This window comes from Photobacterium lutimaris, assembly GCF_003025555.1.
Lineage (GTDB): Bacteria > Pseudomonadota > Gammaproteobacteria > Enterobacterales > Vibrionaceae > Photobacterium > Photobacterium lutimaris.
This window is the reverse complement of sequence record NZ_PYMH01000002.1, coordinates 96,392-122,551: the sequence shown is the minus strand read 5'-3', so window position 1 is coordinate 122,551 and position 26,160 is coordinate 96,392. Positions and strand designations below refer to the sequence as shown.

The 26,160-nt window shown below is 46.2% G+C and carries 31 protein-coding genes and 1 pseudogene; 9 read left to right on the top strand and 23 right to left on the bottom strand.

The features are described from left to right. Nucleotides 1–130: 130 nt before the first annotated feature. The 12 genes and pseudogenes from C9I99_RS06145 to C9I99_RS06095 all read right to left on the bottom strand — a co-directional run bounded on the left by C9I99_RS06145 (nucleotide 131) and on the right by C9I99_RS06095 (nucleotide 7,515). Complete coding sequence (locus tag C9I99_RS06145) at nucleotides 131–346, bottom strand: hypothetical protein (RefSeq protein ID WP_107347990.1); 216 nt, start codon at nucleotides 344–346, stop codon at nucleotides 131–133. Between the two features lie 94 nt (nucleotides 347–440). After that, complete coding sequence (locus C9I99_RS06140) at nucleotides 441–959, bottom strand: virion protein (RefSeq protein WP_243734685.1); 519 nt, start codon at nucleotides 957–959, stop codon at nucleotides 441–443. Next, nucleotides 956–2,038: a hypothetical protein gene (locus C9I99_RS06135; RefSeq protein ID WP_107347988.1), complete on the bottom strand. Its 1,083-nt coding sequence runs from the start codon at nucleotides 2,036–2,038 to the stop codon at nucleotides 956–958. Before C9I99_RS06135 ends, C9I99_RS06140 begins: the two co-directional genes overlap by 4 nt. Continuing rightward, nucleotides 2,035–2,811 (bottom strand): hypothetical protein, encoded by a 777-nt coding sequence (locus tag C9I99_RS06130; protein WP_107347987.1) that lies wholly within the window; start codon nucleotides 2,809–2,811, stop codon nucleotides 2,035–2,037. The genes C9I99_RS06135 and C9I99_RS06130 overlap by 4 nt, the downstream gene beginning before the upstream one ends. Further along, nucleotides 2,808–3,419 (bottom strand): chemotaxis protein, encoded by a 612-nt coding sequence (locus C9I99_RS06125; RefSeq protein ID WP_107347986.1) that lies wholly within the window; start codon nucleotides 3,417–3,419, stop codon nucleotides 2,808–2,810. The genes C9I99_RS06130 and C9I99_RS06125 overlap by 4 nt, the downstream gene beginning before the upstream one ends. Further along, a complete protein-coding gene (locus tag C9I99_RS06120; protein ID WP_107347985.1) occupies nucleotides 3,419–3,835 on the bottom strand; it encodes a hypothetical protein in 417 nt (138 codons plus the stop codon). Before C9I99_RS06120 ends, C9I99_RS06125 begins: the two co-directional genes overlap by 1 nt. Then, a complete protein-coding gene (locus C9I99_RS06115) occupies nucleotides 3,835–4,029 on the bottom strand; it encodes a hypothetical protein (RefSeq protein WP_107347984.1) in 195 nt (64 codons plus the stop codon). The genes C9I99_RS06120 and C9I99_RS06115 overlap by 1 nt, the downstream gene beginning before the upstream one ends. Then, entirely contained in the window at nucleotides 4,026–4,181 is a 156-nt protein-coding gene (locus C9I99_RS27160) for a hypothetical protein (protein WP_166645507.1), read from the bottom strand. The genes C9I99_RS06115 and C9I99_RS27160 overlap by 4 nt, the downstream gene beginning before the upstream one ends. Beyond that, entirely contained in the window at nucleotides 4,178–4,453 is a 276-nt protein-coding gene (locus tag C9I99_RS06110) for a hypothetical protein (RefSeq protein WP_107347983.1), read from the bottom strand. Before C9I99_RS06110 ends, C9I99_RS27160 begins: the two co-directional genes overlap by 4 nt. Nucleotides 4,454–4,462: 9 nt before the next feature. Continuing rightward, nucleotides 4,463–5,296 carry a major capsid protein P2 gene (locus tag C9I99_RS06105; protein ID WP_107347982.1) on the bottom strand — a complete coding sequence of 278 codons (834 nt, stop codon included), beginning with the start codon at nucleotides 5,294–5,296 and terminating at the stop codon, nucleotides 4,463–4,465. A gap of 378 nt (nucleotides 5,297–5,674) precedes the next feature. Further along, entirely contained in the window at nucleotides 5,675–6,667 is a 993-nt protein-coding gene (locus tag C9I99_RS06100; protein WP_166645508.1) for a nucleoside triphosphate pyrophosphohydrolase family protein, read from the bottom strand. 174 nt (nucleotides 6,668–6,841) lie between these two features. After that, nucleotides 6,842–7,515, bottom strand: a pseudogene (locus tag C9I99_RS06095) (ATP-binding protein). A gap of 342 nt (nucleotides 7,516–7,857) precedes the next feature. Here C9I99_RS06095 and C9I99_RS06090 point away from each other — a divergent pair. From C9I99_RS06090 to C9I99_RS06065, 6 genes are all read left to right on the top strand, one after another. Continuing rightward, a complete protein-coding gene (locus C9I99_RS06090; RefSeq protein ID WP_107347980.1) occupies nucleotides 7,858–8,526 on the top strand; it encodes an outer membrane beta-barrel protein in 669 nt (222 codons plus the stop codon). A gap of 96 nt (nucleotides 8,527–8,622) precedes the next feature. Beyond that, complete coding sequence (locus C9I99_RS06085) at nucleotides 8,623–8,970, top strand: antibiotic biosynthesis monooxygenase family protein (RefSeq protein ID WP_107347979.1); 348 nt, start codon at nucleotides 8,623–8,625, stop codon at nucleotides 8,968–8,970. 12 nt (nucleotides 8,971–8,982) lie between these two features. Then, a complete protein-coding gene (locus C9I99_RS06080) occupies nucleotides 8,983–9,645 on the top strand; it encodes a hypothetical protein (protein WP_107347978.1) in 663 nt (220 codons plus the stop codon). Nucleotides 9,646–9,793: 148 nt separating this feature from the next. Beyond that, nucleotides 9,794–10,552, top strand: a complete 759-nt coding sequence (locus C9I99_RS06075; protein ID WP_170108142.1) for a winged helix-turn-helix domain-containing protein — start codon at nucleotides 9,794–9,796, stop codon at nucleotides 10,550–10,552. Then, nucleotides 10,545–10,991, top strand: coding sequence for a hypothetical protein (locus C9I99_RS06070; protein WP_107347976.1), 447 nt, complete (start codon nucleotides 10,545–10,547; stop codon nucleotides 10,989–10,991). The genes C9I99_RS06075 and C9I99_RS06070 overlap by 8 nt, the downstream gene beginning before the upstream one ends. A gap of 225 nt (nucleotides 10,992–11,216) precedes the next feature. Further along, on the top strand, nucleotides 11,217–11,600 hold the full coding sequence (locus tag C9I99_RS06065) for a response regulator (RefSeq protein WP_107347975.1): 384 nt from the start codon (nucleotides 11,217–11,219) through the stop codon (nucleotides 11,598–11,600). Between the two features lie 60 nt (nucleotides 11,601–11,660). Here the strand turns inward: C9I99_RS06065 and C9I99_RS06060 are convergent, their stop codons facing one another. Next, nucleotides 11,661–12,386, bottom strand: coding sequence for a flagellar brake protein (locus tag C9I99_RS06060; RefSeq protein WP_107347974.1), 726 nt, complete (start codon nucleotides 12,384–12,386; stop codon nucleotides 11,661–11,663). Between the two features lie 261 nt (nucleotides 12,387–12,647). Here C9I99_RS06060 and C9I99_RS06055 point away from each other — a divergent pair, with 261 nt between their 5' ends. Beyond that, nucleotides 12,648–12,920 carry a hypothetical protein gene (locus C9I99_RS06055; protein ID WP_107347973.1) on the top strand — a complete coding sequence of 91 codons (273 nt, stop codon included), beginning with the start codon at nucleotides 12,648–12,650 and terminating at the stop codon, nucleotides 12,918–12,920. Nucleotides 12,921–12,989: 69 nt separating this feature from the next. Here C9I99_RS06055 and C9I99_RS06050 read toward each other — a convergent pair whose 3' ends face one another. The 5 genes from C9I99_RS06050 to matP form a co-directional block, all read right to left on the bottom strand. Next, nucleotides 12,990–14,459 (bottom strand): hypothetical protein, encoded by a 1,470-nt coding sequence (locus C9I99_RS06050; protein ID WP_107347972.1) that lies wholly within the window; start codon nucleotides 14,457–14,459, stop codon nucleotides 12,990–12,992. A gap of 147 nt (nucleotides 14,460–14,606) precedes the next feature. Next, nucleotides 14,607–15,107 carry a PaaI family thioesterase gene (locus tag C9I99_RS06045; protein WP_107347971.1) on the bottom strand — a complete coding sequence of 167 codons (501 nt, stop codon included), beginning with the start codon at nucleotides 15,105–15,107 and terminating at the stop codon, nucleotides 14,607–14,609. A gap of 54 nt (nucleotides 15,108–15,161) precedes the next feature. Further along, nucleotides 15,162–15,554, bottom strand: coding sequence for a PPC domain-containing DNA-binding protein (locus tag C9I99_RS06040; RefSeq protein ID WP_107347970.1), 393 nt, complete (start codon nucleotides 15,552–15,554; stop codon nucleotides 15,162–15,164). Nucleotides 15,555–15,688: 134 nt separating this feature from the next. After that, nucleotides 15,689–15,994: a DUF3634 family protein gene (locus tag C9I99_RS06035; protein ID WP_107348513.1), complete on the bottom strand. Its 306-nt coding sequence runs from the start codon at nucleotides 15,992–15,994 to the stop codon at nucleotides 15,689–15,691. A 181-nt stretch (nucleotides 15,995–16,175) separates the two neighbouring features. Then, complete coding sequence (gene matP, locus C9I99_RS06030) at nucleotides 16,176–16,628, bottom strand: macrodomain Ter protein MatP (RefSeq protein ID WP_107347969.1); 453 nt, start codon at nucleotides 16,626–16,628, stop codon at nucleotides 16,176–16,178. Between the two features lie 219 nt (nucleotides 16,629–16,847). Between matP and C9I99_RS06025 the strand changes: the two genes are divergently transcribed. Then, entirely contained in the window at nucleotides 16,848–18,536 is a 1,689-nt protein-coding gene (locus tag C9I99_RS06025) for an AAA family ATPase (protein ID WP_107347968.1), read from the top strand. Between the two features lie 68 nt (nucleotides 18,537–18,604). Then, on the top strand, nucleotides 18,605–19,120 hold the full coding sequence (gene fabA, locus C9I99_RS06020) for a 3-hydroxyacyl-[acyl-carrier-protein] dehydratase FabA (RefSeq protein ID WP_107347967.1): 516 nt from the start codon (nucleotides 18,605–18,607) through the stop codon (nucleotides 19,118–19,120). A gap of 282 nt (nucleotides 19,121–19,402) precedes the next feature. Here fabA and rmf read toward each other — a convergent pair whose 3' ends face one another. The 5 genes from rmf to rlmKL all read right to left on the bottom strand — a co-directional run bounded on the left by rmf (nucleotide 19,403) and on the right by rlmKL (nucleotide 26,103). Beyond that, nucleotides 19,403–19,576, bottom strand: coding sequence for a ribosome modulation factor (gene rmf / locus C9I99_RS06015; RefSeq protein ID WP_107347966.1), 174 nt, complete (start codon nucleotides 19,574–19,576; stop codon nucleotides 19,403–19,405). A 170-nt stretch (nucleotides 19,577–19,746) separates the two neighbouring features. Beyond that, on the bottom strand, nucleotides 19,747–21,798 hold the full coding sequence (locus C9I99_RS06010) for a DUF3466 family protein (RefSeq protein WP_107347965.1): 2,052 nt from the start codon (nucleotides 21,796–21,798) through the stop codon (nucleotides 19,747–19,749). Continuing rightward, nucleotides 21,798–23,720, bottom strand: coding sequence for an ATP-binding cassette ATPase Uup (gene uup, locus C9I99_RS06005; RefSeq protein ID WP_107347964.1), 1,923 nt, complete (start codon nucleotides 23,718–23,720; stop codon nucleotides 21,798–21,800). Before uup ends, C9I99_RS06010 begins: the two co-directional genes overlap by 1 nt. Then, complete coding sequence (locus tag C9I99_RS06000) at nucleotides 23,707–23,964, bottom strand: glutaredoxin family protein (RefSeq protein ID WP_107347963.1); 258 nt, start codon at nucleotides 23,962–23,964, stop codon at nucleotides 23,707–23,709. Before C9I99_RS06000 ends, uup begins: the two co-directional genes overlap by 14 nt. Continuing rightward, complete coding sequence (gene rlmKL, locus C9I99_RS05995; protein WP_107347962.1) at nucleotides 23,965–26,103, bottom strand: bifunctional 23S rRNA (guanine(2069)-N(7))-methyltransferase RlmK/23S rRNA (guanine(2445)-N(2))-methyltransferase RlmL; 2,139 nt, start codon at nucleotides 26,101–26,103, stop codon at nucleotides 23,965–23,967. It abuts the gene before it with no gap. Nucleotides 26,104–26,160 lie beyond the last annotated feature (57 nt).

Genomic DNA, 26,160 nt, shown 5'->3' with positions numbered 1-26,160 from the left:
TTCTCTTTAGCTCACTAAGCACAGCTTCATGAGCCTTAACTGACCGAAATAATAGATAACAGATGATAAGCGTAGGTGGATTAACACCAAGTTCGGTAAACAGTTTTAGCAGCTCTCCCACATAAACCCCCTAGCCTTTTTCCCGGCGAACCGTGTCAAACAGGCCAATAAACATAGCGGCAATGGCCGGAATTGTGCCGCCCAATTGCGCACCGGATTCACCAATGGTCACGGTAACTAGTTCGCTATTGCCTGTCAGCAAACCTACGGCAGCACTGCCAAGCAACATCAAACCCGTTTTGGTGCTTGTCTCTTCAAGGTTAATCACCCGTTTCAAATCAATCATAACCATCCTTTTTTACGTAGAAATTTGAGTGTGTATGCGCCGATAATCACGCCTGCAACACTGATTGCTACCGAAGTAGCAGCTTTCTTTGTCGTCATGCCAGCGCAACTCCTTCGATAACTTCATGAATTGGATATTGGCGGCCGACTTCCATACGTGCCATGGCCTGAATGAGTACGGCGGCGGTGCTATCGTTGGTCGCATCAAGTGCCTGGTACTTGTCATAGCCCGTCCAAGTCGCCACCATGTTGGCGTAATGATCACTGTCGTTTTCATGGCTTGGCGCAAACGTATGGATAATGTCGTTGATGGAGGTGATCCCGCGTTTCTGGTAGCTGCGTAAGATACGAGCCGCCGCACGGAAGCCCCATTTGTCATCTTCGAAAATCACAAATCGGCCATCGCTGGACACTTGGCCACGCCAGTTGTTGTGTTTGCTGTACTCAATATTCAGCGGGTTGTTATTACGGATACCCCGTGGCATTCCGGTTGTCATATCTTCATTCATCCCTGTGTTATTTGATGGTTGGCTTGGCTGATTACTGGGAGTAACCAGCCCTTTGCGGCTGTTGAGCCATAACAGCACCATGGCAAGTGCTATCAGCCATTTCATTTATAGAACCCGACACCGATGGGCATCATGCTGTACTGGTACCAAAGGTGTGATACGTCGGGGTCTGCCTGTAACGCCTGGTAGTCAGAATCGTTGTATTGAACAGTTATCGAATCCGGCTTGATATCAATGACCTTCGCGCTGTATTTCTCACGCATATTGATAATGAAGTGCTGTTGGGCATTATGAAAAAACGGGAAGTGCCGACTGTTTTTATAGGTCACTAGGTTGCTGTCCAAGAACTCGAACTCAGGGAACTTACCGTGATAGATAAACTGCGAGTAGCCATGCGGGTTGGTCTGGTTGATGAACGCTTTCGGATCATCACCATGAATAGTGGCATGCCAGAGTGCGGCGTTGTAAACATAGCAATATCCCCGTGCATCAGAAATTTCCAAGAACGGCGCGACCATACAGCGTGGCGAGACACCATGCATATAGAGACTCATTTCCCCAGACTCAACCGTCATCGGGTTGTCGATAGCAACATTGTCTTCGAGCACGTACTCGCGAACGGCATCCACATAATCCACTTTCATCGTGCCGTCTAAGTCGACTTTCATCATGGCAATGCCGACTTTGACTTTTGTCCCTGACCAGCCCGTTATCGAAAAACGCGCTTTGAGCTTGTCATGGTCAAGGCCATTGAATGGCACGGTTGCCACCTGATACAAGGTAAACGCTTTTGCCCTGCATTCTAGTACGCCACTTGCGCGGTCAAAGGTATCAGCCCAACTGAAATAACGGCCTGTGTTGAAGAAAGTCGCCTCCTGACTTTCGGCATACGGCAGCTCGACCGCCCAGCTGTCACTGACCATCATTGAGCCGCGACCATTCCTGATGGCTAAATCAAGGCTAGGCTTTTGCCCTTCAGTCATGGTCATTTTGTTAAAGTCCGTCACATTGGATTGTGATTCGTAGATCTCATTGAACTGAGGGTTCGCCAGCAGGTTGACTGCCTTGTTCTGCAAACGGCTGTACAAGTCGTTGGCAACACGTTCGAACTCATCCGCCAAGTATTCGACTTTGTTCCGTGGGCTTCCTACGGGCAGACGTTCCTTTAGTGTTTTTTCTGTCATCGTGTGACCTCGATAATTTGGATTGCATCACCGTCAGTACCCGCAAAGCTCAGTGCGGCGGTGGTTTCAAGTTTGAGCTGTTCGCCTGCTGCCAATGTCCAGCCACTGCCGAGTGTGATTGCATCGGCGTTGGTTGAACTGGCTTTCAGCAAAACGTGACAGCGTGATGTATTAGAAGCCAGCTCTGCGATGCCCTCTGTGATAGCCAGCTCACTGGTTGCTATGTTTTCGCCGCCAACGGGTTTGGTCAGCATTGGCGTAGTGGCATAGACGCGAACTGCCTGCCCGCTTTCCAGCTTCACCCGAGGGAGTTCGGTCACGGCGACCTGTTGGCCTGCTGCCAATGATACTTCGGGTAGTTGTGACACGGTCACTTGCTGATTATCTTCCAGCTCAACCTTCGGCAGTTGGGAAATAATCACCGCCTGCCCATCGACCAACGCAACCTGTGGCAATTTGCCGATGTTCATCATTTGATTGGGTGACAGGGTCACTGCTGGCATTTGTGTTACTGCCACTTGCTGCCCGTCAGACGGCGGCACGTAGCGACCGTAACCGCAGATAATGGTGACTGCCCCAGCCTCGCCCATGTTCTCAACGGTTACCCGGCCTGCTAACTGCGGGTCGATAATCTGCGCCCCCTGTTTTAGTCGATAATCGCCACGCTCAGTGGTGATTGATACCGACTCCGGACACGCGTCGATATAGAGAAATTCACCCACGGCCTGAAACTGCGAACGTTGGCGCGGCTGCATAATCTGGTGAAAGTTCATCGCTTACCTCCAAGCATCATGATGGCCATGAATGTCATGACCAGACCGACAACAATGGTCATCTGGCGGCTAGTTGCGACTTGGCCGCCATCACTGTTCATTGCGGCCAGCTCTTTCAGCGATTCAAGGTTTGCACTGTTTTGCGCAGCCTGGTTCCCCGCTAGCCCCGCCACCATCTGTAGGTTTTCGTGGTGCGCCTGACTGACTTCCTCAATCGCGTTATTGCTGATTTCGGCATTGAGCTGCATCGCATCACCACCGAATTGCAACGCACCTTCTAGCGAGTCACGGCCAAAATTCATGGCTTCATCAATGGCATCTTTGCCAAAGTCGAGCGCCTTATCGACCGTTCGCTCGCCCATTCCTAAAGCCGCTTTAGTCACTTGCGTATTACTGTCCAGCGCTTCGGTTGTGACTTTCACATTACTGGTTAGCGCTAGTTCGCCAAGCTCGGCCGCTTGCTCCATCGCACCGTGATCCGTCATGTTCACATTGATACTGGAATCATTCACTCCAGATAGCATCACGCCGTTGTTGTCACCACTGGCCGCCGCTGTACCACTGACATTAGTGGTGTTGGATGATTTCTTCGATTTTGAACGTCCCATTACACCTCCAACTTATGCCATGTACATAACTTGCCATTACTGAGCCTTTCCACTGCCGTAATGGCGTTACGGCCAAAATAGCGATACATCCGGCGAATGCCTTGCTTGGCCGTCGCGCAAGTAACGGACTTGAAACCTGACAATTTGATCCGACGAATCAGCTCTTTGATGCCAGCCTTGAAGCCCACACCAGCGACACCCCACACGTAATAACTTTGCCCGTCGGCTTCACCGACAATGGACAAATCAACGCCACTATCCTTGGCGTGGTACAAACTTAGGGTGCCGCCTTCCAGCTGCTCTTTCATTTCTCGATATTCCTGCTCGGGATTCTCGGCTTCATCAAACGCCGCCCCTAAGCGGTGTACATGATGTAAATAGTCGGGATGCTCAGGGCTAATAAAACAAAACTGCATTACTTCCCCTTCAGCACAAACCACAGCAAGCCAACAGCGACCGCCGCCATTGCCCAATTAGGCAAGCTACCAGAGCCAAAGGACACCGAACCGCCACGGAAATTGATTTCTTCATTGCCGCCAACCGAGCTAGGCCCTGCCCCCGCGTTAATCGGCATGCTGCCGGAGTTTGTCAGACCGGGAATGTTCATCATGCTTTCTTCCCCATCACAATGTCATAGAGCCACAGCCCCATAACTACTGCCGCCAGAATACGTATCGTTCGCCCGACTTTTTCCCCGGTAAATAACCCGGAAATATAGCCGATGGTGCCCGTCAGTAGCGGCCAAAATAGAAACGGCATCATTTCCCCCTCAGCAGCAAGACCAAAGCCAGTGCCGCAATGCCACCGCCCATCAACATCAAGGCCGTATTACTGACACCCGAGGTGTAAATCGGCTGCCCAGTGGGTTGCTGGGCTGGCTCTTTGTGCTGTGGCGTACGATTTTCTTCCGGTGCTGCCGAGGCCACTTTTTCAGCCTCGTTATCAAACCAAGAATTTAACCAGGCTTCGCCACCATCGCTGGCGGTATCCCAAATCCCACCCAGTGTTTCTCCTACTGAATCGAGTAGACTCATCGCGCCCCCTTAGCCTTTGGATGGCAATGCGTTCACCTGTTCGACGGCTTCAACGATCACCGGCACACTGCCCACGGCGGATTTATCCAGCTCGAAAGCCAACTGGCTGCGGGCGGCGGTGTTCAACATGCCGTCAGCACCAAAGCCATAGCGGATAAAGTCGAGGCTAAACCAATCAGGGTTTTGCTCTTTCTTGGCCTGCGCCAAGTCGTAGGCATTATCAGCCTTTGTGACGTTCATTTCTTCGAAGCTATCGCGCAGAACGCGGACACGATCTACTGAGCTATCGAGGAAATGAATGCGCTTGAGGTTTAGTGCCGGGCTGCGCTCGGAAAAATCAAACGGCGTGCGGCCTGTTGCCGAGGCAAACCACGTCAGCTCGTAAATACGCGGCATGTAGTAACGCACCGATTGTGCAGGTAGCACATGGGCACGAGCGCGGATCCTTGGCGGTGTGGTTCCGGCAGGTTTTGATTTGAGAGTGATATACACAAACCAGATTTCGCCACCCAAGGTAACAAGGTCGGTTTGGCGTACACCAATCTTGGTGCGCAATGTGGCATCACCAAATGAAATGACATAGCGCCCGTCTTGGGCGTAGTTCTTGCGGTGGGCTTGCAGCTTGACCAGCGTTTCGCCCGTCACATTGATTTTGGCCGAACCATTCAACGACACTTCAACACGTTCAATGTCGCTCGGGTCGGTAATATCGGTAACCAGTTCAATGCTGTGATAAGTCGGACCCGATACCAAACGCAGTGACGCCCGGTTGCCCCAACCTACCCCCTCAACCGGGTCTAGCTCTTTGGGACGTGGCGCGAATGGGGTTTGCACTAATTCCATAATGCTCCCCTTATCCAATTGCATCTTCGACGGCATCAACGTTATTCGATGCCCAGACTACCGCGCCAGCTACAAATAGCGCGATCACGCCAGTGATCACATAGCCCTTAGTTTTTGCACTCATGATGTTTGCTCTCTGTTGGTTAACAAAAGTTCCCCATCAGGAAAGCAAGTGATTCGGTTTTAAGGCAAGCACAAAAAAGCCCGCTAAGGCTATAGGTTAGCGGGCTTTGAAAACTGTGCTTTGGTTCAAAAACTGTATAAGGGTGAGGCTGTGAGCCTAACAATATGACATGTGATTTATGACTTGAATCTTATACAAGAAGCTTCCAGAGTCAAACATATAATTACCACAGTAGTGGCTAAGTCTACTACCCGTTATAGGACATCAGAAACATTACTAATGATTTTACCAATTGAGGCTAAAGTTGTAGTGACCGCTTCTGTCTTGTCGAGTTTTTCTTGCAACTTGGTATACACTGATTTTGCTTCAACAGTAGTAGCAAGAGCTGTGGCTTCATCCTGGTTCTCTTCAACTGACTTAAGAGCAAGGATCAAGCTTTCAATATCTGTTTTTGCATCAGGTGAGACTTTTTCAAGCTGTTCGAACAAAGTTCGCAATTCATTATATCGCTTGGGATCAACTACCCCTTGAATTCGGGAGTCATATTTTCCACATGAACACTTCTGCATTTTACATACTGGGCAGCCATGGTAGAAGTAACTGACAATTTCTTCATCTAGGTTCTTGTCTCTATGTGTACTAACCCATGCAGATAAAATCCAAGCTAATACATCACCAAATTCTTCCTCAACATGGGACTTGCTCTTAACGCCAGCATAGTACTTACATATTGACTCATGTAATTCTGCTATTTCTTCAAAAAGCTTGGAACAATTCATCCAAGGACCAGAGAAATGCCACACAACCTCATTGTTAGGGTAAATTGACATGATGTTCTTTACTGCCGCATCGAACGATTGTTTATCAAAGCGCCCTAAAATTGTATATCTAGTCTTTCTTTCCTCAATAAGTTTATGTGGAGGCCTGTAGGTTTTAGGTTGCTTATCAGTTCGGAAGCAGCAACATACCTCTTCCAAACAATAGTGGCAGATACTTGGATATTTTTTATAGAAACTACTCTGTAAATCTATATCAAGCTTTGTAGCTAATGCAGATAACCAAGCAATAGGTCTGGCAAACTCTTGAGAGCTAACTGAGCCTTTTAATACTGCCCTTGTCAAATAACCAGTTGTCCGAGAAAGGTAACCATAGATTTCTTGCCAATCACGGTCTTTGTTTGTATTTCCGTACAGGTCATCAAAAAACACTTGGTATTCAGAAATTACCTTTGCATCTGTGATTTTCACGAATATCATACCCTTAAAAAATTCAACACCAAAAAAAAGGAGGAATCATACGCAACTTTATTCAATTCTCCGCATAAAGACCTTTTTTAAGATGTATGTTAACACATACACTCTCATGAGTAACTGCAAGGGAACAATCAAACATCCTCTGACATAGCCTGAATGTTTACTTACTCACCAATTTAACTCTCCTTTCTTCCACTCCTTCCCATCCTGCAAAACGTACTCTAGCTTTTCTAAACCAACTATTTCACTCGCTGGTATCCCCGTCTTCTGCTGCAAGTACCGTGCACTGTCATCAGCCTTTTGCATCATTACACAAGCAAACTGGCAGTTATCAATGATGGTTTTTGATACTTCCTGCCCCCGTTGGAACATGTTGATGGAATGCAGGCCAAACTTTCGCCCTAGCCTCAATATTTTGCCGTGGTAGCCCGTCGCCTTGCCTGCTGTGCTGGTATGTTCAGCCACTTCTTCGCAGATTATCTTTAGTGGTTTCTTGTGCTTGCCGTTGCCCATGCCCCAAACCACCATGCAGAATTTATCGAAATCTTCCTCGATGCTTTTCTATATAAGGTTTCGTGGTTTGGGTAGTACGCAATCTTAAAGCCTTGGTTGGTTTTACGCCCAGCAATCAAGGCGGCGGCAAAGGCTTTCAACGAGGCATAGCTGCGAACCTTACGCCCGGCCAATTGTCCTTCGTAATCGCCAATTGGATCAAAGATGGCGACTTGGTCAGTCGGTTTGATAAACAGCTTTTTGGCTGCGGAAGTTTTCCCGCAGCCAGACATACCAACCACATAGACATGATGATTACTCAGCGCGTTGTTTTGGTTGATAGGTTGCATTGCGCTATATAAGTGACACTGTCATTTCTCTGTTAGACCTGCGGCTTTGAGATACCAGGCAATTGAACGTACCCAATAAACGGTCCATCATCCTAGCGGTTTTACTCTATTGAAAGCAGAACTTGGGTATATAGCATGGGATGTACCAACACATGATGGTGTTTTTTGTTGTGTTTAGAGACTTTAAATTATAGTGCATTAGAATATACCCGCGATGGCGACCTATTTAAAATCAACCACATAAAGATTTTAATAAATTAATTAATATGAATATTCACCGCCAAATGTTTCAATTTTCAGAGTCGTCACTTAATCTCCGCTCCGATTTAGGAGATTAATATAATGAAAAACGCTTTCCCCCTTTTTGCCCTTGGCTGTGCCATTACAACATCAGCAATTGCCGGTCCTGTTGAACTTCAGCAGAACTACTCTTACATCTCGGCTGGTTACCAGTATTCGCTATTCAGTGAATACCTTCCTACCGACATAAACAGTAGCTATGACAACATGTCAGGTTACTATGCTCGCGCTAGCATCAATCCTGTAGGCCAAGTCTTTCTTGAAGGACGCTATGATGACGTATCACGCGACCGCCTTGGTTTCAGCCACTCTTTGATTGGCCTGGGCTACTATACCCCTGTAGGTCAGAACAGTTCGATCTATGCCCTTTTAGGTGCAGAAAAACTGTCCGCTGATATGGACCTATCGACCCCTCTTTTCTCAGATATTTCTCTGACCTACTCCGACACAGCATTTACGGCCGAAGTTGGTGGTAAATTTAATCTGACGAAGCACTGGACCGCTGAACCGGCTATCCGTGTCGCCACCTTTGACGAGCCACTGTATGAGCTGCGCTTAGATAACCAAATCCATCTTACTGATGCATGGAGCCTAGAAGCCAACATTGCTCATCGTGCTATGGATTTAGGCACCACACCATTTGGTGAGCTACCGGTCCTAAAAGAGATGAACTTCCGTATCGGTGCCCGATACCAGTTTAACATCTTGTAATTCAAAGATAATTAATATGAATTAACTAACCATTTGGGTTTTCTGATTATTGTATGTGATAAATTTCGAACGCCATACAATAACAAGGAGACCCAAATGTTAGGTAAAGTCATCCCCGCTCTACTTCTCTCGCTCGCTGTTGCTCCAGTCAGTGCCGAAGTCACTCTTATTAATCCTTTTCTTGTTCCTGAACCTCAGGAGCAAGCGGTACTTGACCATTGGGAACAAGCCAGGGACTTCCTAGAAACACAACCGGGCTATATCTCTACAACATTACACCGCTCTATTCAGCCGAACAGTAAATTCCACTACATCAATGTCGCGAAGTGGGAATCAACAGCCGACTTTAAAACAGCCATTTCCAAAATGAACAAGTCACTGTCGCCACTGAGTATTCCCGGCGTTGAATTTTACCCTGCTCTTTATGAAGTTATAAGAAACTAAAAGGAATTTAGTATGAAACCATTAAAAATGATCCCTCTTGCACTTGGCTTTGCCTTGTCAGCAACCCAAGCCCACAGTGCAGCATTTGGTGTTAGCCTAGAATGGAAAACAGATGATGCGCTAACTGTGCTGGAAGGTATGAATGATCAGCGCAGTGCTTTTTCTGAACTGATAAAGGAAGGCATTATTCATGATTTGTTTGTTCGCCACTCGACAGTGGACGGCAAGCAATTTCCAATTATTAACTTTGTAATGGAAGCCGACTCTGCCGATCAAGTGCTGAAACGTCTTGAACCACTTCCTTTCTTCAAAGACGACGTAGTAAAAATCAGTGCTATCAGAGATATTGGTACAAAGTGGCTGGACAAAGAAATGATCCAGAACACGTACTCCTTGGAGTTGACCTGGTTAGAGCCGCAACAAAACTTATTAGTCGATCAAATTTTGGGGAAAGACCTCCAAAAAGTAGTTAATTGGAATGCACAAGGCGTTGTTACTTCGGCCTACCTCAGTATTCAAGAGTTTGATGGCAACCTCAAGCAGCCAACCTACTCCATTGCGGTGCAAGCGCGTGATGAGGATCATGTCCAAGAGATTGCTCAAGAGCTAGAAGCCGTTAAAACAGAAAGTGTGTCTTACAGCATCATGTACCTTGGCTATAAAATGAATATTTAGTAAGCCCGTTGGCCGAACATAGCCTGTCGTTCGGCCATACAATCACCGATCCCCATTCAGATCCTAGATTTTTAACCTTAACGACATTGTTTTGAGCTAGACGTTCCCCTAAAATCCCCGGCTCAAAGTGGTGAATATGAGGAAAATTATGCGTGACATGACAACACCAGTTTTACTTGGGGATTTTAAGATTGACCCTGTAACACAAGTGCTGATCCGCACCACTGATAATGAAAGCGTGAAACTTTCCCGTTCAGAGTCCTTGATCGTTTGTATGCTGGCAGAAAAACCTAATGTTGCTGTTAGCCGAGATGCATTACTGGAAGGCTGCTGGACTGGCAAGGTAGTCACCAATAGTTCTCTGACCGTTGCAATCAAACACATTCGGTCGGCTTTTTTAGAGCTTGGCGCTGAAGATGTAATTGTTACCGAGCCCAAAAAAGGCTACCTCATCCGCCTTCATGCCACCGAAAACATTGCACTGGAGGCAGAGGATAAGCCACCAGCAACCGGTGAAACCGTCAATGAAGCGCATACTGAAAGCGTAAATAATTCCGTATTAACCGAGATTAAACAGACAAACGTTAACTTTATTCCGGTGCTTGCCCAGCTGACAAGACGTTACCTTGTCACAATAGTCGCCTTCATCATGACTATTGTGACACTGTCACAGATGATGCTGTTTGTTGAAGATACGCATATCGATAAGCACCATATTCTCTATGATGGCCAGTCAATGCCACCAGCAATAATAAACGCAATTAAAGCGCACTCAGAGCCAAAATCCAAGATGATTGCTTATCCACTTGGGGGGATTTGCGATAGTTATCAGTTGATTGCCATCGATAAGCAAAACGGTTTTATCGATCTCACTTCCTATATTGAACAAGGTGATTGCCGTGGGTAAATTCGTGACTAAAGCAATGATCGGCATTCTACTTGGTTTGCTTTTCACGATTAGCGCAGGCGTTATCTCAGCCTTAACGACTAATGAACGTTATCAATTTGAGTCCAATTACCCTGATATTGGCCACGAACGCCTCTCGACGGTACTCACTCATGGTCGAATCAAAATTCAATTCTTAGGCTATAACGCGGCCAATAGGATCACCATTTCCAAGCAGTTTTACGGACTCTTCTTGCGTTATGGCTCTCATTACCTTTTCCTTGCAAAGGAGCAGGACACAGCAGATAACAGGCAGTCACTCACTGCCCGTAGTTTTTACATTATTGAGTCGGCAGATAAAGCCGCTTATATTTCTGACCAACGCGGAATTTTCCTCACAAGAGATAACCAGCCGCTTCACTTAAATAGTGTGTTACTCGGAAAGTCCCTAGCCATCTAAATCACCGAGGCTGTACGTTGATGTGCAGCTTCTTTTATGCCACACAAAAGCCCTACTCTTTAAACCTTTTAGGTGTGATTTAAGTGTATAGATAAATAAAATTATAGTGCATTAGGCTATTGATAGACGAGTTGATCGTTTATCATCCCTATCATAATATATAACCTATGCCATTCTCGCTGAATCAGGCAAGTTCGCACTACATGGATTTAAGGAAAAACCACTATGAATAAGTTTCTCATCATTGAAGATAATAAAATGATGGCCAAGATAATGGCTGAGCTACTGAGAAAAAGTGTCCCTATCCAAAAACTGCATTATGCGCCTTCCGCACAGCAAGCTTATAATATTCTGCTAAAAAATACGGTAGATTGTGTGTTTCTCGATTTGAGCCTGAGCAGGCCTTTAGATGGTATTGAAGTACTGCAATATATAAGAGCGCAATACCCTTCTCTTTCCGTCGTCATTGTAACCGGTGACAGCGAAATTGATACTGTTAAACGGGTCATTTCCCTTAATCCGAATGACTATTTAATTAAACCACTTTCGATGCAAAAAATTCAGCGCTGCCTAGAAAAACTAGGCGTCCTCCAGCTGAGTGACGATTAACTTACTCTATACGTTACAATGTAACGGATTAAATCTATTTAACTGCCGCTCGCCCTGTTTCTACTTCTTAAATGAAAGCTTTGCACCGTCAAAAATAAGCTTACTCATCAACTCCCTCACCGCTTGCTGACCGAGATCATCGAACTCGATGCCAAACTGTTTATTCCCCCCTATCTGCTGATGATTACAGACTTTCCCCGACAACGGATAAATAGCCTTCGCTCTAGGGTGCACCACTTCAATTGCCAGCACACTATTGATTTCAATTATTGGCCCATTTGCTTCGACACAGAAACTACAACCGGAGACAGACAGATCTTTCATAACGACGTTAAGCACACGATTAGGCAATTTTATTTTACCTTCTAGGTTAACGTTATAGCGTGGCTCTTTTCTTAACTGCACAACATCAATCTGAGGCGGAATATCAACAACTAAAAGCGGAACGGGATCCGTAATAACATGGCTAAGCGCCGTTCTTACATTAACCAGTGCCCCTTCGCCTTTTTCAGAAACGGCCTTAATGGTCACCCGATAACCAAGCTGGAAAAATTGCTCTCTTTCACTCTTGGTCACTTTGGGCAGTTCAATAAAAAGTTTATCTTTCCCATTAGTACCAATAAACACGGAGCTAACCTGATAAAGCCGCCCTACCGGCGTCTTCACACTAAGTGTAATCTCACTTCCGTGAGAGATTTCCATTAACCCTGGTAGCGAAGGTTTAGATAACTCCCTAGTGCGACTTTCCATCGCTCGACGTTTGATCTGACTCAGTTGCTGGCTCACATGTATTCCTTAACTACCTCGATACCACATAATTGTGAATTCTAATCGTTGTCGAATAGTATCTACAAGAGATCCCACAACCAAATTATCACTATGAGTATTAGTTAAAAGATCTCACGCCTCTCTACCCTGGATTATCCGGGTTAAATTGATAGCAAAAAACAGTTTTGATGAATATCCCGCCCCGGGGAGAAGCCATCAAAACTATTGACACACATACAAATAAACCCATAATGCTATCTTTTAAGCGTTATTCTGCACATGGCCATTACAATAAGAGATATCGACCAGCACTATTATATGATCGAAGAGCTGAAGTCGCTAACTGAGAGCAACGTCACAACCAAAGCTTTAATTAAAGGCGGCTATATGGCCGTTGAACTTGGAAAGCAATTAGAACAAGAGAAAGACAATAGAATAAAAGCCGAGCAAGCGTTAAGCGACTTGCAACATAAGATCCAGCATTATTTAGCCAGCCATCAGGCTTTAGTTGATATAGCAGATTCCCATGCTAAAAGTACTCTGAAGAAATAGACTTCTTCGAAACTGAATAATGAACAGCCGTAGAATCGAAACTCTACGGCTGTTTTGCAAGGTATCGATTTACTTTTCCGCCACCAGCGCAGCCTGCCACATTGGAATAGCTTTAAATGCCGTCACCATGTCATAGTCAAGCGCAACAGGCTTATTACCCTTGCTATCATTCGGTCCCATCGGCGTTAGACCATTATTGCTTTGGAACCATCTCATCCACCCTTCACTTCCCGGTAAATATAAAACAAGCGAACTGGTACTGCTATCACTTGATAATGGTGCTTGTTTGGTTTGCGGAGGGTATGTCGTTGTCGGAAGCAAAAACGACGTCATAGGATATTGCGCTGAGCTATGGCAACCTAAACACCCCGCAGAAGCAAGTCCTTGATGGTAATATTGATCAGCAGTCCAAGCCGGAGTAACAACAGCACCATCATTCGGTCCTGACAAACGCCCATCCCAAGCCAATGTTGAGCGTGAGTACTCGGGGGCTTTTAAGTTAATCCAATTCTGCTTTAATGCTGTATTAACAGTAACAGGAGGAATCAATGCCTCATCCGTTACATTGATTATGTCACTATCTCCTCCCCATGTAGCCCCAAGAGGAACCATTTTATCCCAAGCATCTTTTCCCGAAGCACTGTGGTCATAAACAAGGGTCGTGAAGACCCAACCCGTTTCTGGTGCTGCTTTAGTATCCTTAACGATGATATCAAATTGCATCAGATACACATTCGTTAACACAGGAACCGTGCTGCTCCCTTCACCTTCAGTCACATCACATTTAGATTGAGTTGATTTGGCCGTGCCATTGCTACCATTTATTGGGGCATAAATTTGCCACACTGCCGTTTCTGTCATTGGACTCCAATCCGACCCACATGCCGTTACGAATGCAAACTTCACGATGACACTACCTTCATCGTATTGTGTCGTTTGATCAGAAATCGTTGGGTTAAGCGCCGAATGCAATGTCCTTCCCCATATATCGCCTAATGTCTTGGCTGCTCGCTTATCATATAGCGTGTAAACATAGGTCGTAATATCCAAACCTTGACCTGTTAACGTGCCAGCAGGAAATCCGGACCCTACATATATTCCATGAATAGGCTCTCGTTCCGTTCCCAACCAAATTGACTGATACCAATTTTCATTATTCGGTTTATCGGGGTTATTTATGAGTTCACGCATATCCTTGGAAACATATTCTTTTAGCGCGAGTACATAGTCCATCGCATTTGTTGTCGTGATTTCAGCTGAATTCGTCACCTCCGTCCAAGGATATGGTTTGATGGAAGGCTCAAGCTGTGCCGGATAATCATGATTAAGTTCAAAGAACTCACCGGAGTAATTTTGCGGGCGAGGAATTGAGGAGTTTAGAAATGGGTGGGCATTTATCTTTGATTCATAATTATTAATTGCACCTAAAGTGACAAAAGATGCTTTACCATCAACTTCTTTAAGGTCGGTTACTGCTCCTATGGTGAATGGAGTGAACAATATCATTGCTGTGCATGTTTTTATCAACGGATGAATCATCTTGCTATCTCCAAGCTGAAAATCAGGTGATTTCTGACAACTTGGACTGGCACAACAACATAAATCTATAACAATGCAAGTTGACTCTTACAAAGTAGACAAACCAGCAAAATCACTTCAAACGCGTATAAATTACTGAGAGTAACATCACAATTCAGTCATCCAAGATTCAGGCACCCTCACGGCCGTTAGCTTGGCCTCTACGGCTGTTTTACCATTCGCCAATAACTCACACCTTAATTCAGCTTTACGCTCATCAGCAGCCATTACACGCGCTTGTAATACAATCTTCGCGTTTATCGACACTGGGCGCAGATATTGTAACGACAAGCCGCCGGTAGCAAACCATATAGGCTCCCCTTTGCCAATCTCTCGATCTAAGCGCCTGTATGCCTCTGCCATTGCCGTGCAAATACAATGGCAATCAATCACAGTGGCAATAATGCCACCGTTGAGGAAATGCGTAGGCGCTGCGCAATGATAAGGCTCAGGGGTAAACTGACACACCGAGCTGCCATCCCCCATCCAATAGCTCTGAATTTTCAATCCTTGTGGGTTGTCTGCCCCACAGCCAAAACAGTGATTGCCTTTAAATTGTTCCTGAAATGACAAACCGGAAGGTAGTAACGCCTCTACAGCCTTATCCATAACTCCACCACTTGTATATGCATATGCCATTACTAACAAGTATATACAGCAAGATTACCTAACCACCAGCTCGGTAAAGCCAGTCGTCGCGTCAAGCTCACGAGAAAAAGACAAATTGGTATATTCTGCCAAGCAAACCTCTGCGGTATAAGACACCATAGAGCCTTCCTGTAGGTGTCCGCCATAGACACGCCCTGATTTATCCGCCACGGAGATATGTAAATGGACATGCTCTGGCGTTAAGGTGCCACTCAGAGTGAGGATTTCTAGCGGCCCTGCGAGTTCGAGGCTCTCCGATTCATTGGCAAGCCGGATAGAAGCATGTGAAAGACAACCAACACAACTTAGCAGGGAGCCTGCTTTAATGCCTTCTTGTTGCACATACGCCAAAATAGATAACTTTAGATCTTTACCGAGAGTTAAACGAAATGCGTGTGGTGTTAGCATATAGGTAACCTCTATTGATGTCTTTCGTCTGAGGAGAGCGCAATGATACAAAATTGCGTTAGAAACAGAAAAGTGTCAGAAACAAAAAAAGCTCCCAGGCTGGAGAGCTTTTTAACCGCGAATCTAAAAGTGCTTTAAGCGCGTCTTCCCCGCTTCTTAGAGCCACCGTTATGCGGAAAAACATTGTGGATACGCTGCTTCACCTTGCTTGGCACCGTCTTTGAAAATACCAGTTTGGTCGCAAAGCGGTTCTTGTAGACTTTGATCTTGCCAGAAAACGGCTGCTTATGAGCGATATCTTTGCAGCCGGCCAAAAAACCATTTGGGATCTGGCCTTTCTGCTGAGTGAGTTTTCCCTCTTCAAAGGTCAGTACCATGATTGGCCGATCTTTGAACACCAATATAAATACAACAATGGCAAGGACAATTACAAATCCCATAAATTCCATGCTTGGCTCCTCTCTAATTTCCTTTTTATGCCTAGATCTACAAAATGGTATCTAAAAGGTTTTACGCAGATCATTGTTTAAAGCGTCTCAGTCATATTTTACAACATGGTAGAAGCGACCGCCTGAGCCTAGTTAACAACTCGATGAGAATACCGACCGCTAATACCGCGCCCTATTCAAAATCGAGCAATTCATGAAGGTCATGCTTGAGATCCAATACCTGCTTACTGGCCACCTCTGTCTTGTTGGATTCACTCAACAAGTACTCAATGGTGTCAGACAAGGTACAATCAAGCTCTTTGGATTTCTCCGCCAGCCTTTCCCAAACACGGTAATCGAGATCGATCGATTTTTTACGAGTATGAACTTGCTCTGCGTTGAAATGACGCTTTCGCTTGGCACGGATGGCTTGTTTGAGCTTCTTATCAAGCTCAGGTGACATATGACTATCAATCCATTTGAGCACCTTGGTTGGTTCATGTTCAATGGATAAAAGGCTATCTACCGCAGCTTTCGCTTCACTGGTATCGATATACCCGGTGATCGCTTCACCTTCTTTCCATTTTTTTACTAGATAATTCCATTTCCATCCGGCTTCAAGGTTTTCAAGCTGCTGATATTTCATAGTCGTCAGAGATTCTCGATAAGTCTAAACTCAAGTGGTGACAGTGTAACTGTTAGACATCCAAAGCTCAATTCCATTTTGAACTTTAAGCATTTGTTTTTAAGTCGATCTCAACCGAACTGCAAATGAAGTCAATAACATTACACACGAAGCTATTATGCGGCCAGTGATTCATTTATACTGCTGACCTTTTCACATTACGAAGTAAAGCACACGCCCATGCATGAACAAAACTGGCGCTCGATGACTCCAGACTACTCTCAGTACCAAGCCATCCTTAAACAGTATGATGACCTCCTTCCCGCGAATACAGGGACCTTACAAGATCGTCTATCAGATGCTGTGCGCCGGTTTACTGCTGTCGAACTTCAACCTCGGGTATTGCGCATTACCGCACCTGATAACAAGGTTTACCGCGATTATGTCATTGAGCTGATTTCACAACAAGCTGAAGCCAACAATGAATCTCCCGTTATCGTTGCCGGCGAGAACGTAACAGAACAAAACCTCTTTGGTGCAGTGTTCCCACCGATTGAAGAGAACAACATCACCAAGCAGCAGGTGAAACATGGACTTGTACACCAGGCCAATAATGGCTACCTGGTGCTATCAGTTGGCGCTATCCTTGCCAATCCAAGCTTGTGGCCTCGCCTCAAAAGCATTCTGATGAACGGGACGCTAGAGTGGCAAGCGGCCTCAAACAAGTCGTTATACCCCCTACCGCCCGCCGAACAACTTAATATCAAACTGGTGCTGATTGGCGACCGTTACCTTATGGCTGAAATAGAGAATGCCGAGCCGGATATCTCTTCAGGCTTTACCATGTACGGTGAGTTCGAGCAGGACTTGATCATTAATAAAGATAACCTTCCGCTTTATCTCGCTTACCTCAAAGCCATTATCAAGAAAGCCAACCTACCAGAGCTTGCGGATGATCAGGCGCTAGAAATGGTACTAAAAACCGGTGCCCGTTACGCTGAAGACCAAACCCGCGTGCCACTTTGCCCTATTTGGCACCAGAGCCTACTGTGTGAAGCTGCTCTTGAGTCGAAAGGTCAGAAAATTACTGCCCAACACCTAAAGGATTCCATCCAAGCCCGCGAATACCGCGAGTCTTACCTGCCAGAACGTGCGATTGAAGATATCCATCATGGCCAGGTCCTGATCAATTGCCAAGGTGAAGAAGTCGGTCAGGTCAATGGCCTTACTGTGGTTGAGGTGCCGGGCCACCCACGCGCCTATGGCGAGCCAGCCCGTATTTCGTGTGTGGTGCACTTTGGTGACGGTGACATATCGGACGTTGAGCGCAAAGCAGAACTTGGTGGTAATATCCATGCTAAGGGCATGATGATCATGCAGGCATTTATCAGTACCGCCTTAGATTTAGACCAACCGTTGCCATTCTCCGCCTCTATTGTTTTCGAACAATCGTATTCCGAAGTCGATGGCGACAGCGCCTCTTTGGCAGAGCTGTGTTCGCTCGTTTCGGCGCTATCCATGCAACCGATTAATCAACAAATTGCCGTGACAGGTGCCGTTGACCAATTTGGCCGTGTACAGGCTGTAGGTGGCATTAACGAAAAAATCGAAGGCTTCTATCAGGTTTGTGCGTACCGCGGCCTAACAGGTAACCAAGGTGTCATATTACCGAAAACAAACATGACTAACCTATGTCTTAATGACGAGGTCTTGAACGCCATCAAAGCCGGGAAATTCCACCTATGGAGCGCAGAGAGTGTCGATGATGCCTTACCGCTACTTACCGGCCAAGCCTTCCGCAGTGATGACAAAGAAGCGGAGACCTTGCTAGCGAAGATTGCCGAGCGAATTGATATCTTCCATAACGGCGAAATAATTAAGCATGTCGGTTTGTTAACCCGTCTTCGTCACTGGTTGGTCCAGAACTGATCCGAGTTGTTTAGCGTACATGTGTAAGCTAAATTGCCTTCATACTTTTTAAGGAGCTATAAAGTCTGATGAAACGCCAGCAATCTTATAATTACGACGAACTTGTTGCATGTGGTAAAGGCGAACTTTACGGTCCAGCTTTCCCTTCCTTGCCATCTGACAACATGCTGATGATTGACCGTATTGTAAACATCTCCGATGAAGGTGGTGACCATGGCAAAGGTTTCATCCATGCTGAATTAGATATCCGCCCTGACCTGTGGTTCTTTGATTGCCACTTTAAAGGTGACCCTGTAATGCCTGGTTGCCTTGGCCTAGACGCCATGTGGCAGCTAGTTGGCTTCTTTCTTGGTTGGGCTGGCGGCGAAGGTAAAGGTCGTGCTCTGGGTGTAGGTGAAGTGAAGTTTACTGGTCAGATCCTGCCAGAAGCGAAAAAAGTAACCTATGAAATCCAGCTTAAGCGCGTCATTAACCGTAAACTCATCATGGGTGTTGCCGATGGCCGTGTATTGGTAGATGGTAAAGAGATTTACGTCGCGAAAGATCTGAAAGTTGGCCTATTCAAAGATACGTCAAGCTTCTAAGCAACATCAAATAAGTTATCTAAAGGTCGCCAATGGCGGCCTTTTTTGTATCTGGTGAATGGCTAATATTGGCTAGTGGCTAGTGGCTACTGAAAGATGTAATCAAGGTTACATTGTCACTGAAATAATAATGGGAACGCTTTGGACAGTTTAGAATCAAGCCTTAGGCTTCCATAGCCCCTATAGCCCCTATAGCCTCTAGCCAAGCGCCTCTTGCCGCCTAAATAGAAAGAGCCCCTGTTCCTAATAGGGGCTCAATAAGGGAGATATGAAGGGAGGTTTTTATTTAAACAGGCCAGATTGCAGATCTTCTCGTGCTTCTCGCCAGCCACCTAGCCAATTAGTACGGGCATCTGTCGCTTGGTACGGACAGTCTTCACTGGAACGACCATTTACGCCAGCTTTATAGCCTTGAGATTGTGCGCGCTCCAGACGATCCCGCTTTTGTCTCTTCATAAGTTCGATCCTCATCCTTATCATTTACATTCATTACTATTGCATAATGATGGAGATGTTGTGTCTCCACTATTAAGAATTAGCGAAACAGAAGCAGAGATCAACTATGAAAACAAAACAGGCTCACAAAATGTGAGCCTGAGTGTAATTTAACCAATTTTGACAAAAATTCACTTTCGTCGACGGAACCCTAGCAAACCAAGGAAAGCCATTGCTAGCATACCAAGCGATGCACCACTACGTTCAATTGAGGCCTCTGACTTAGGACGCATCTCAATTGATGCATCGGCATCAGTGATTGGGATCAGTTTGACTGCGACTGTGCGTTCAACACCCGGCTCACCGCCTTGACAGAAAGAATCTGTCGTGAAGTCTTCATAACCACCGTCACACTTAAAGGCCGTTGCAGAGATAACACCCGCATCGTTGACACCAGTTGCTTCAAAGATACGATACTGGTTCGCTTCTTTAGAGAAGTCACCACCATTGGTCAAATCATCGAGCAAATACGCACTGCCCTTCGTCAATTTGGTTGAACCTGGAATCGCATCCATGACATAAGTGAAACCACGCTGGCGACGGAAACGGCCATCGACCTGGTTGACCGACTCAGCATCTAAGCGTCCAACAATCTGGTTGTTGTTGTTGATTGCGGCCGGGTAACCATTGGCACCAGGGAAGAACAATTCTGACACCGAAGAATCCAAGAACTTAGGCGCACTTGGTTTGGTCGCATTGTCATAAACGAACATACGCTCAGCGTAAGAACGGTTATCTGGATTCAAATTCTTGGTAAAACCAATAACTTGATTGTTGCTATTTACACCTGTGGCTAGCGTGTAGGTGAATACACGATCACCACCTCTTTCTAACTGAATTCCTGGAATCAGGGTACGCGTAAAGTTCTCAGCCGTCGCACTGCTGCCTTCGGGTAGCTCCCAAATCGCCGCTTGCATTGCGTAGTAGTCATTGTCATAACGGCTCGTTGTGAAACCAACAACCACAGGCTGATCATTGACTAACTCAACGGCTCGAGCGCCCGCTTGGAATGAACGGTCATTGTTATCCGGATCGAAAGTTGCAAGATCATTCTTACTAAGCAGTTGCGCATCGACACTTAATGAACTTCCGTCTACTGTCCAGAACACCCCGTCATTGGCAAACACAGACAGTTGACATTCTTTTGTGCCGTAGAATGTATCTAGGCCTTCATTAAAGGTCTTTTCACAGTTTCTGAACGTCGAGTCATTGAAGGTAGGATCATCTCGCTCGCTACGGTTATTCGGGACTTTATTGTCGCTATCCCTAAAATCGCTTTGCTCGTACGATGCACTACCGACAACCAGTAGCTGACCGTCATACTCAACCGCATCCCATGCCAACGATTGACCCGCAGTTTTAGTCAGCAAATCCGTACCGGCTGGTGCAAGACCAACCTTGTTAGCGTCAAGGTTAACAAAGCCGCGCTTATTGAACTGTCGGGCATAGCGATTCGAACCGCTAGTATCCTCGCCTTGGAAAAACGCACCACTTGTCACGCCCAACGTGTACTCACCAACGCCAGTTGTTCCCTGTGCATTAATGACACTGTTGGTAGTTTTGCGATCATCAACAAACTTACCCAACGCCGTTTTAACCGCCGAGTCATAGCCTTTATCTGAATCAGCAAACGTTTCTACCTCAGTAAAGGATGATGCACCGTTTAATGCGGTCGCATTGGAGAAAAAGTTTTTGCTCCATGCTTCCTGCTCTCGCACCAAGCCACCAAAACCACTGCGGTCCGAAATATCGTTGGTGTTATAGCCTTTACCATAGTACTGCGTACGCGCCCATTCACGGCACGTGTTAGGCCCTAGGTTACGGTCACAGAAGGTATATAAGCGGTCTTCGTCGTTGATACGCTGAAGGTTATCGAGGACAAATGGCACTTCATCACGGTAATTGATGCCATCAGCACCAAAGCGACTTTCACCAAAGACGGAATAGTTCGCCTCGTCACAGTTACCCTCAAAGCAATTATCGCCTTCTGCAGACGCAGTAATGCCCTGACCGTAAAATTCAACTTTCTGATTAATCTGAGACTCTAAGTTACTGTAATAACGCTGAGTCGTAACATCTGTGTTGTCCGTAACTTCAACCACACGGTAAACCGCGGCATTGGCACCTGTCGCACTGGCAACTAATACGGCCAGTGCTGACAATTTTAATGTCTTATGTTGCATTAAGCTTCCTTCTGCATTGCCTCAAGCTCTTCCCAACGTTCAAATGCCAGCTCAAATTCAGCTTCTGCTTCCGCCAAGCGGTTCAGTGTGCCTTCAGTGTCATTTTTCACGTCCTGGAAGAAAGCAGGATCGTTAATCAATTCCTGCAACTGAGCAATTTCATTTTCCAGTTGTTCAATTTTTAGCGGCAGGTCTTCCAGTTCCTTCTGCAGTTTATAAGAGAGCTTCTTACCTGCTTTAGGACGTTCAGCCTGACGCTGCTTGTTCTCGTCTTTTTTCTTCTCTGCCTCAATGTAGGCAGCGTGTGCTTTCGCTTTTAAGCTTAACGAATTTGCACGTTGTTCTTGAGCATCGTGGTAACCACCAACGTATTCATCGATGACGCCGTTACCTTCGAAAATCCAGCTTGTTGTCACTGTATTATCAACAAATTGACGGTCGTGGCTCACTAACAACAAAGTACCCTGATAGTTGGCAAGAATATCTTCCAAAAGTTCCAATGTTTCGATATCTAAATCATTGGTTGGTTCATCAAGCACCAATAAATTATTAGGCTTAAGGAAAAGTTTCGCCAACAACAAGCGGTTCTTCTCGCCACCCGATAGCGCTTTAACCGGAGTACGGGCACGGCGCGGATGGAATAAGAAGTCCTGAAGATAGCCAAGCGCATGGCGGGTTCGCCCGTTTACCGTCACTTCCTGCTTGCCGTCGGCAAGGTTATCCATGACAGTCTTTTCAGGGTCCAAGATTTCACGGTACTGGTCAAAATACGCGACTTCTAGCTTGGTTCCACAATGGAAGTGACCCTGTGACTGAAGATCACCCAGCATAATTTTCAGCAGTGTACTCTTACCACAACCGTTAGGGCCGATCAGGGCAATACGGTCACCACGCATGACATTGAAACTGAAATCATTGATGATTGGTTTATCACCGTAGCTGTAACTAATATGCTCGGCTTCAAATACAATTTTACCTGAGCGCTGTGCATCTTGAAGTTGCATATCGGCTTTGCCTACGACTTCACGGCGTTCACTGCGTTCACGGCGTAATTCTTTCAGCGCTCTAACTCGTCCTTCGTTACGGGTACGACGGGCTTTAATCCCCTGACGGATCCATACCTCTTCTTGCGCTAACTTTTTATCAAACTCAGCGTTCTGCTCGGCTTCAACCCGTAGCATCTCTTCTTTGTCTTCAAGGTACTTGTCATAGTCACCCGGAAAAGACGCTAGCTTACCGCGATCAAGGTCAACAATACGGGTCGCCATAGAACGGATAAACGCACGGTCGTGCGAGATAAAGATGATCGATCCTCTGAACTCTTTTAGGAAGCCTTCTAGCCATTCAATAGTAGAAACATCCAAGTGGTTGGTAGGCTCATCAAGTAGCAAGATATCAGGGTCACAAACCAATGCGCGCGCTAATGCGGCCTTGCGCTGCCAACCACCGGATAAATCTTTAAGCAAGGTGTGTGGCTCTAACTGAAGGTGCTCCAATACCGATGAAATCTTGTTATCGAATTGCCACGCATCAGCATGATCAATCTTTTCTTGCGCACGGCCTAATTTGGCGAAGTTAGATTCAGAAGGATCATGGGTGATCAAATCCAACAGGTGGTGGTACTCTTTCAATACCAGCCCTATCTCTGCTAGGCCTTCTGAAACATAATCAAAAACAGTCCCTTCTGCATTGCGAGGAGGATCCTGCTCTAGCCGCGAAACAACCAACTCTGACTCACGCTGAATACTGCCGTCATCGAGCAGTACATCGCCGGAAATCACTTTCATCATCGTCGATTTACCGGCGCCATTACGGCCAACCAGACAAACGCGTTCTTTTGGCTGTAGAAGAAATTCGGCTTTATCAAGCAGTGCGTGATCACCGTACGCCAGCTGGGCGTTACTTATATTAATTAATGCCATTGTTGTTTAACCATATTGCCAACTCATTAGCGTCAAAGGGCCAACCGAGTTCTGGGCTGTTTGAATCAGAGTCAGGATTAAGAATAGAGAGCACAGGAATTGTGACGCCGTAACGAGAAAAAAGCGCGTCATCAAAGGCGATATCCACCACTTGAACGCGTGCTCTGACACCGGCTTGTACGAGCAGGCTATAAGCCTGCTCGCAAAGGTGACACCCTTCTGTGCTATAAAGCGTGATTAGCACTTAACCTTCCTTGTGGGTAATGATCCAGCAGTTATGAATCTGTTTGTTGCGACTAAAATCCATTGGCAACGTTTTATCAGAAATGTTCTTCGCTTGTAAGCCAAGCTCTTCAAGTTTCTCGACGTCCATCTTGAATTGACGCTTATTATTAGAGAAAACAATCTGACCATTCGGTCTTAGCATACGTTTTAGGTTCTCAAGCAGCATGATATGATCACGCTGAACATCAAAGCTCTGCTTCATACGCTTCGAGTTTGAGAACGTTGGTGGATCAATGAAAATAAGATCAAAGTCACCATCAGCTTCTTGCAGCCATTGCAGACAATCGGCTTGAACAAACTGGTGCTGAGGACCGACTTGGCCATTCAGCTCCATATTTTCCTGTGCCCAGCGCAAATAGGTGTTGGACATATCAACAGTCGTTGTTGACTTCGCACCACCACAAGCCGCGTGACATGTTGCCGAACCGGTGTAAGCAAACAGATTTAGGAAATCTTTACCCGCAGCCATCTTACCAAGTTGCTTGCGCGTCACTTTGTGATCAAGGAACAGGCCGGTATCAAGGTAGTCGTAAAGGTTAACCTTAAGATCAACACCGTATTCATTCACAATCATGTGGCGTTCAGCACTTGAAAGCTTCTGGTACTGGCTCTTACCCTTCTGGCGCTCACGCACTTTTAGGATAACCTTGTTGTTCTCGACACCGGTTACCTGAATCGTTGCACGCATAATATCCATCAAACGGCGGCGTGCTGTCTCTTCAGGAACCGTTTTTGGTGCCGCGTATTCCTGAATAATCAGGAAGTCTTTATATTTGTCGATCGCTGCATTGTAGTTAGGCAAATCGGCATCATAGAGGCGGTAGCACTCAAGCCCTTCTTTCTTAGCCCACTTGCTTAGCTTGGCAATATTCTTCTTTAGACGGTTAGCAAAATCTGGCGCGATTTCTTTCTCTTCGACGCGCCCTTCTGCTTCACCTTCTACATGCTTAACACCACCAGCTGTGATCAGGTACGTTTTCAGTACACAATCCAGCGCGCCATTACTCAATTTGAACTGCTTGTCTGCACGCATACGCAAACAACTTAGCAATTCATTAGAAGATGAATACATAGAAGCGGTAGAGCCCGCGAAAGCAAGCTTCAAACGATTACCCAGTTCACTGTATAAAGAGATCAGCTCTGGTGTTGTCCCCATACGCTCACCATATGGAGGGTTACACAGGATCACACCTTCAGAGAAACCTTCAGGGCATGTCAACTGCGTTGCATCGCCGTACTCAAAATCAATCAGATCTTTAACACCCGCACGTCCCGCATTGTCACGAGCAATACTTAGCACACGGCGATCCATTTCACGGCCAAAGAACTTCGTCGTTACATTGGCAGGGCCACGGCGTGCTTTAACTTTGGCTTCAGCATGAATTTCAAGCCAGCCTTCACGGTCGAAATCTTTAATCGCCTCAAAGCCCCAGCGCTGACGCTTGATACCAGGCGCAATATTGGCCGCAATCAGTGCCGCTTCAATAAGCAAAGTACCCGAACCACACATTGGGTCTAGTAGTGGCTTCTCTGGCGTCCAGCCAGATTTCATCACCAATGCCGCCGCATGTGTTTCGCGAAGCGGAGCTTTACCCGCCTCGCTACGGTAACCACGCTGGTGTAGGCCGCTACCCGCCATATCAAGGCCTAGCACCCCTTTTTCACCAGAAAGACGCATGTGAATACGTAATTCTGGGCGTTCACGGTCGATGCTTGGACGACGTAGATCAGCCTTGGTAAAGCGATCGACGATGGCATCTTTCACTTTCATAGCACCGTACTGGCTGTTGCGGATTTCACGGTTGGTACCATTGAAATCGACGATGATACGGGTGTCGCTACCAAAGTAGTTTGGCCAGTTAATCGCAGCTGCACCTAAATACAAATCCATGTCATCACGAACATTAAATTCGCTCAGTACCAAAATGATGCGCGATGCTACTCGTGTCCATAGGCAGCAACGGTAAGCCGTTGCTTGTTTTGCCTTAAAACGGACACCAGCATTGACAACCTGGACGCTGTCAGCGCCAAGTTGCGTAAGTTCTTCTGCAAGGAGGTTCTCAAGACCTCGTGAAGTGATAGCTAAATATTGATTCATGGAGTTCTTTTCACACTTATGTTGCGGTGAATTATAACTGAAAACCCAGTAAATACC

Coding starts and splice junctions, on each gene's coding strand:
- C9I99_RS06075 (WP_170108142.1), top strand. CDS start 9,794: ATGCGTGACATGACAACACCAGTTTTACTTGGGGATTTTAAGATTGAC.
- C9I99_RS06130 (WP_107347987.1), bottom strand. CDS start 2,811: ATGAACTTTCACCAGATTATGCAGCCGCGCCAACGTTCGCAGTTTCAG.
- C9I99_RS06135 (WP_107347988.1), bottom strand. CDS start 2,038: ATGACAGAAAAAACACTAAAGGAACGTCTGCCCGTAGGAAGCCCACGG.
- matP (WP_107347969.1), bottom strand. CDS start 16,628: ATGAAATATCAGCAGCTTGAAAACCTTGAAGCCGGATGGAAATGGAAT.
- rlmKL (WP_107347962.1), bottom strand. CDS start 26,103: ATGAATCAATATTTAGCTATCACTTCACGAGGTCTTGAGAACCTCCTT.
- C9I99_RS06090 (WP_107347980.1), top strand. CDS start 7,858: ATGAAAAACGCTTTCCCCCTTTTTGCCCTTGGCTGTGCCATTACAACA.
- C9I99_RS06105 (WP_107347982.1), bottom strand. CDS start 5,296: ATGGAATTAGTGCAAACCCCATTCGCGCCACGTCCCAAAGAGCTAGAC.
- C9I99_RS06110 (WP_107347983.1), bottom strand. CDS start 4,453: ATGAGTCTACTCGATTCAGTAGGAGAAACACTGGGTGGGATTTGGGAT.
- C9I99_RS06080 (WP_107347978.1), top strand. CDS start 8,983: ATGAAACCATTAAAAATGATCCCTCTTGCACTTGGCTTTGCCTTGTCA.
- C9I99_RS06025 (WP_107347968.1), top strand. CDS start 16,848: ATGCATGAACAAAACTGGCGCTCGATGACTCCAGACTACTCTCAGTAC.
- C9I99_RS06140 (WP_243734685.1), bottom strand. CDS start 959: ATGAAATGGCTGATAGCACTTGCCATGGTGCTGTTATGGCTCAACAGC.
- C9I99_RS06120 (WP_107347985.1), bottom strand. CDS start 3,835: ATGCAGTTTTGTTTTATTAGCCCTGAGCATCCCGACTATTTACATCAT.
- uup (WP_107347964.1), bottom strand. CDS start 23,720: ATGGCATTAATTAATATAAGTAACGCCCAGCTGGCGTACGGTGATCAC.
- C9I99_RS06045 (WP_107347971.1), bottom strand. CDS start 15,107: ATGGATAAGGCTGTAGAGGCGTTACTACCTTCCGGTTTGTCATTTCAG.
- C9I99_RS06085 (WP_107347979.1), top strand. CDS start 8,623: ATGTTAGGTAAAGTCATCCCCGCTCTACTTCTCTCGCTCGCTGTTGCT.
- C9I99_RS06050 (WP_107347972.1), bottom strand. CDS start 14,459: ATGATTCATCCGTTGATAAAAACATGCACAGCAATGATATTGTTCACT.
- C9I99_RS06010 (WP_107347965.1), bottom strand. CDS start 21,798: ATGCAACATAAGACATTAAAATTGTCAGCACTGGCCGTATTAGTTGCC.
- C9I99_RS27160 (WP_166645507.1), bottom strand. CDS start 4,181: ATGATGCCGTTTCTATTTTGGCCGCTACTGACGGGCACCATCGGCTAT.
- rmf (WP_107347966.1), bottom strand. CDS start 19,576: ATGAAGAGACAAAAGCGGGATCGTCTGGAGCGCGCACAATCTCAAGGC.
- C9I99_RS06040 (WP_107347970.1), bottom strand. CDS start 15,554: ATGCTAACACCACACGCATTTCGTTTAACTCTCGGTAAAGATCTAAAG.
- C9I99_RS06115 (WP_107347984.1), bottom strand. CDS start 4,029: ATGATGAACATTCCCGGTCTGACAAACTCCGGCAGCATGCCGATTAAC.
- C9I99_RS06145 (WP_107347990.1), bottom strand. CDS start 346: ATGATTGATTTGAAACGGGTGATTAACCTTGAAGAGACAAGCACCAAA.
- C9I99_RS06125 (WP_107347986.1), bottom strand. CDS start 3,419: ATGGGACGTTCAAAATCGAAGAAATCATCCAACACCACTAATGTCAGT.
- C9I99_RS06065 (WP_107347975.1), top strand. CDS start 11,217: ATGAATAAGTTTCTCATCATTGAAGATAATAAAATGATGGCCAAGATA.
- fabA (WP_107347967.1), top strand. CDS start 18,605: ATGAAACGCCAGCAATCTTATAATTACGACGAACTTGTTGCATGTGGT.
- C9I99_RS06035 (WP_107348513.1), bottom strand. CDS start 15,994: ATGGGATTTGTAATTGTCCTTGCCATTGTTGTATTTATATTGGTGTTC.
- C9I99_RS06055 (WP_107347973.1), top strand. CDS start 12,648: ATGGCCATTACAATAAGAGATATCGACCAGCACTATTATATGATCGAA.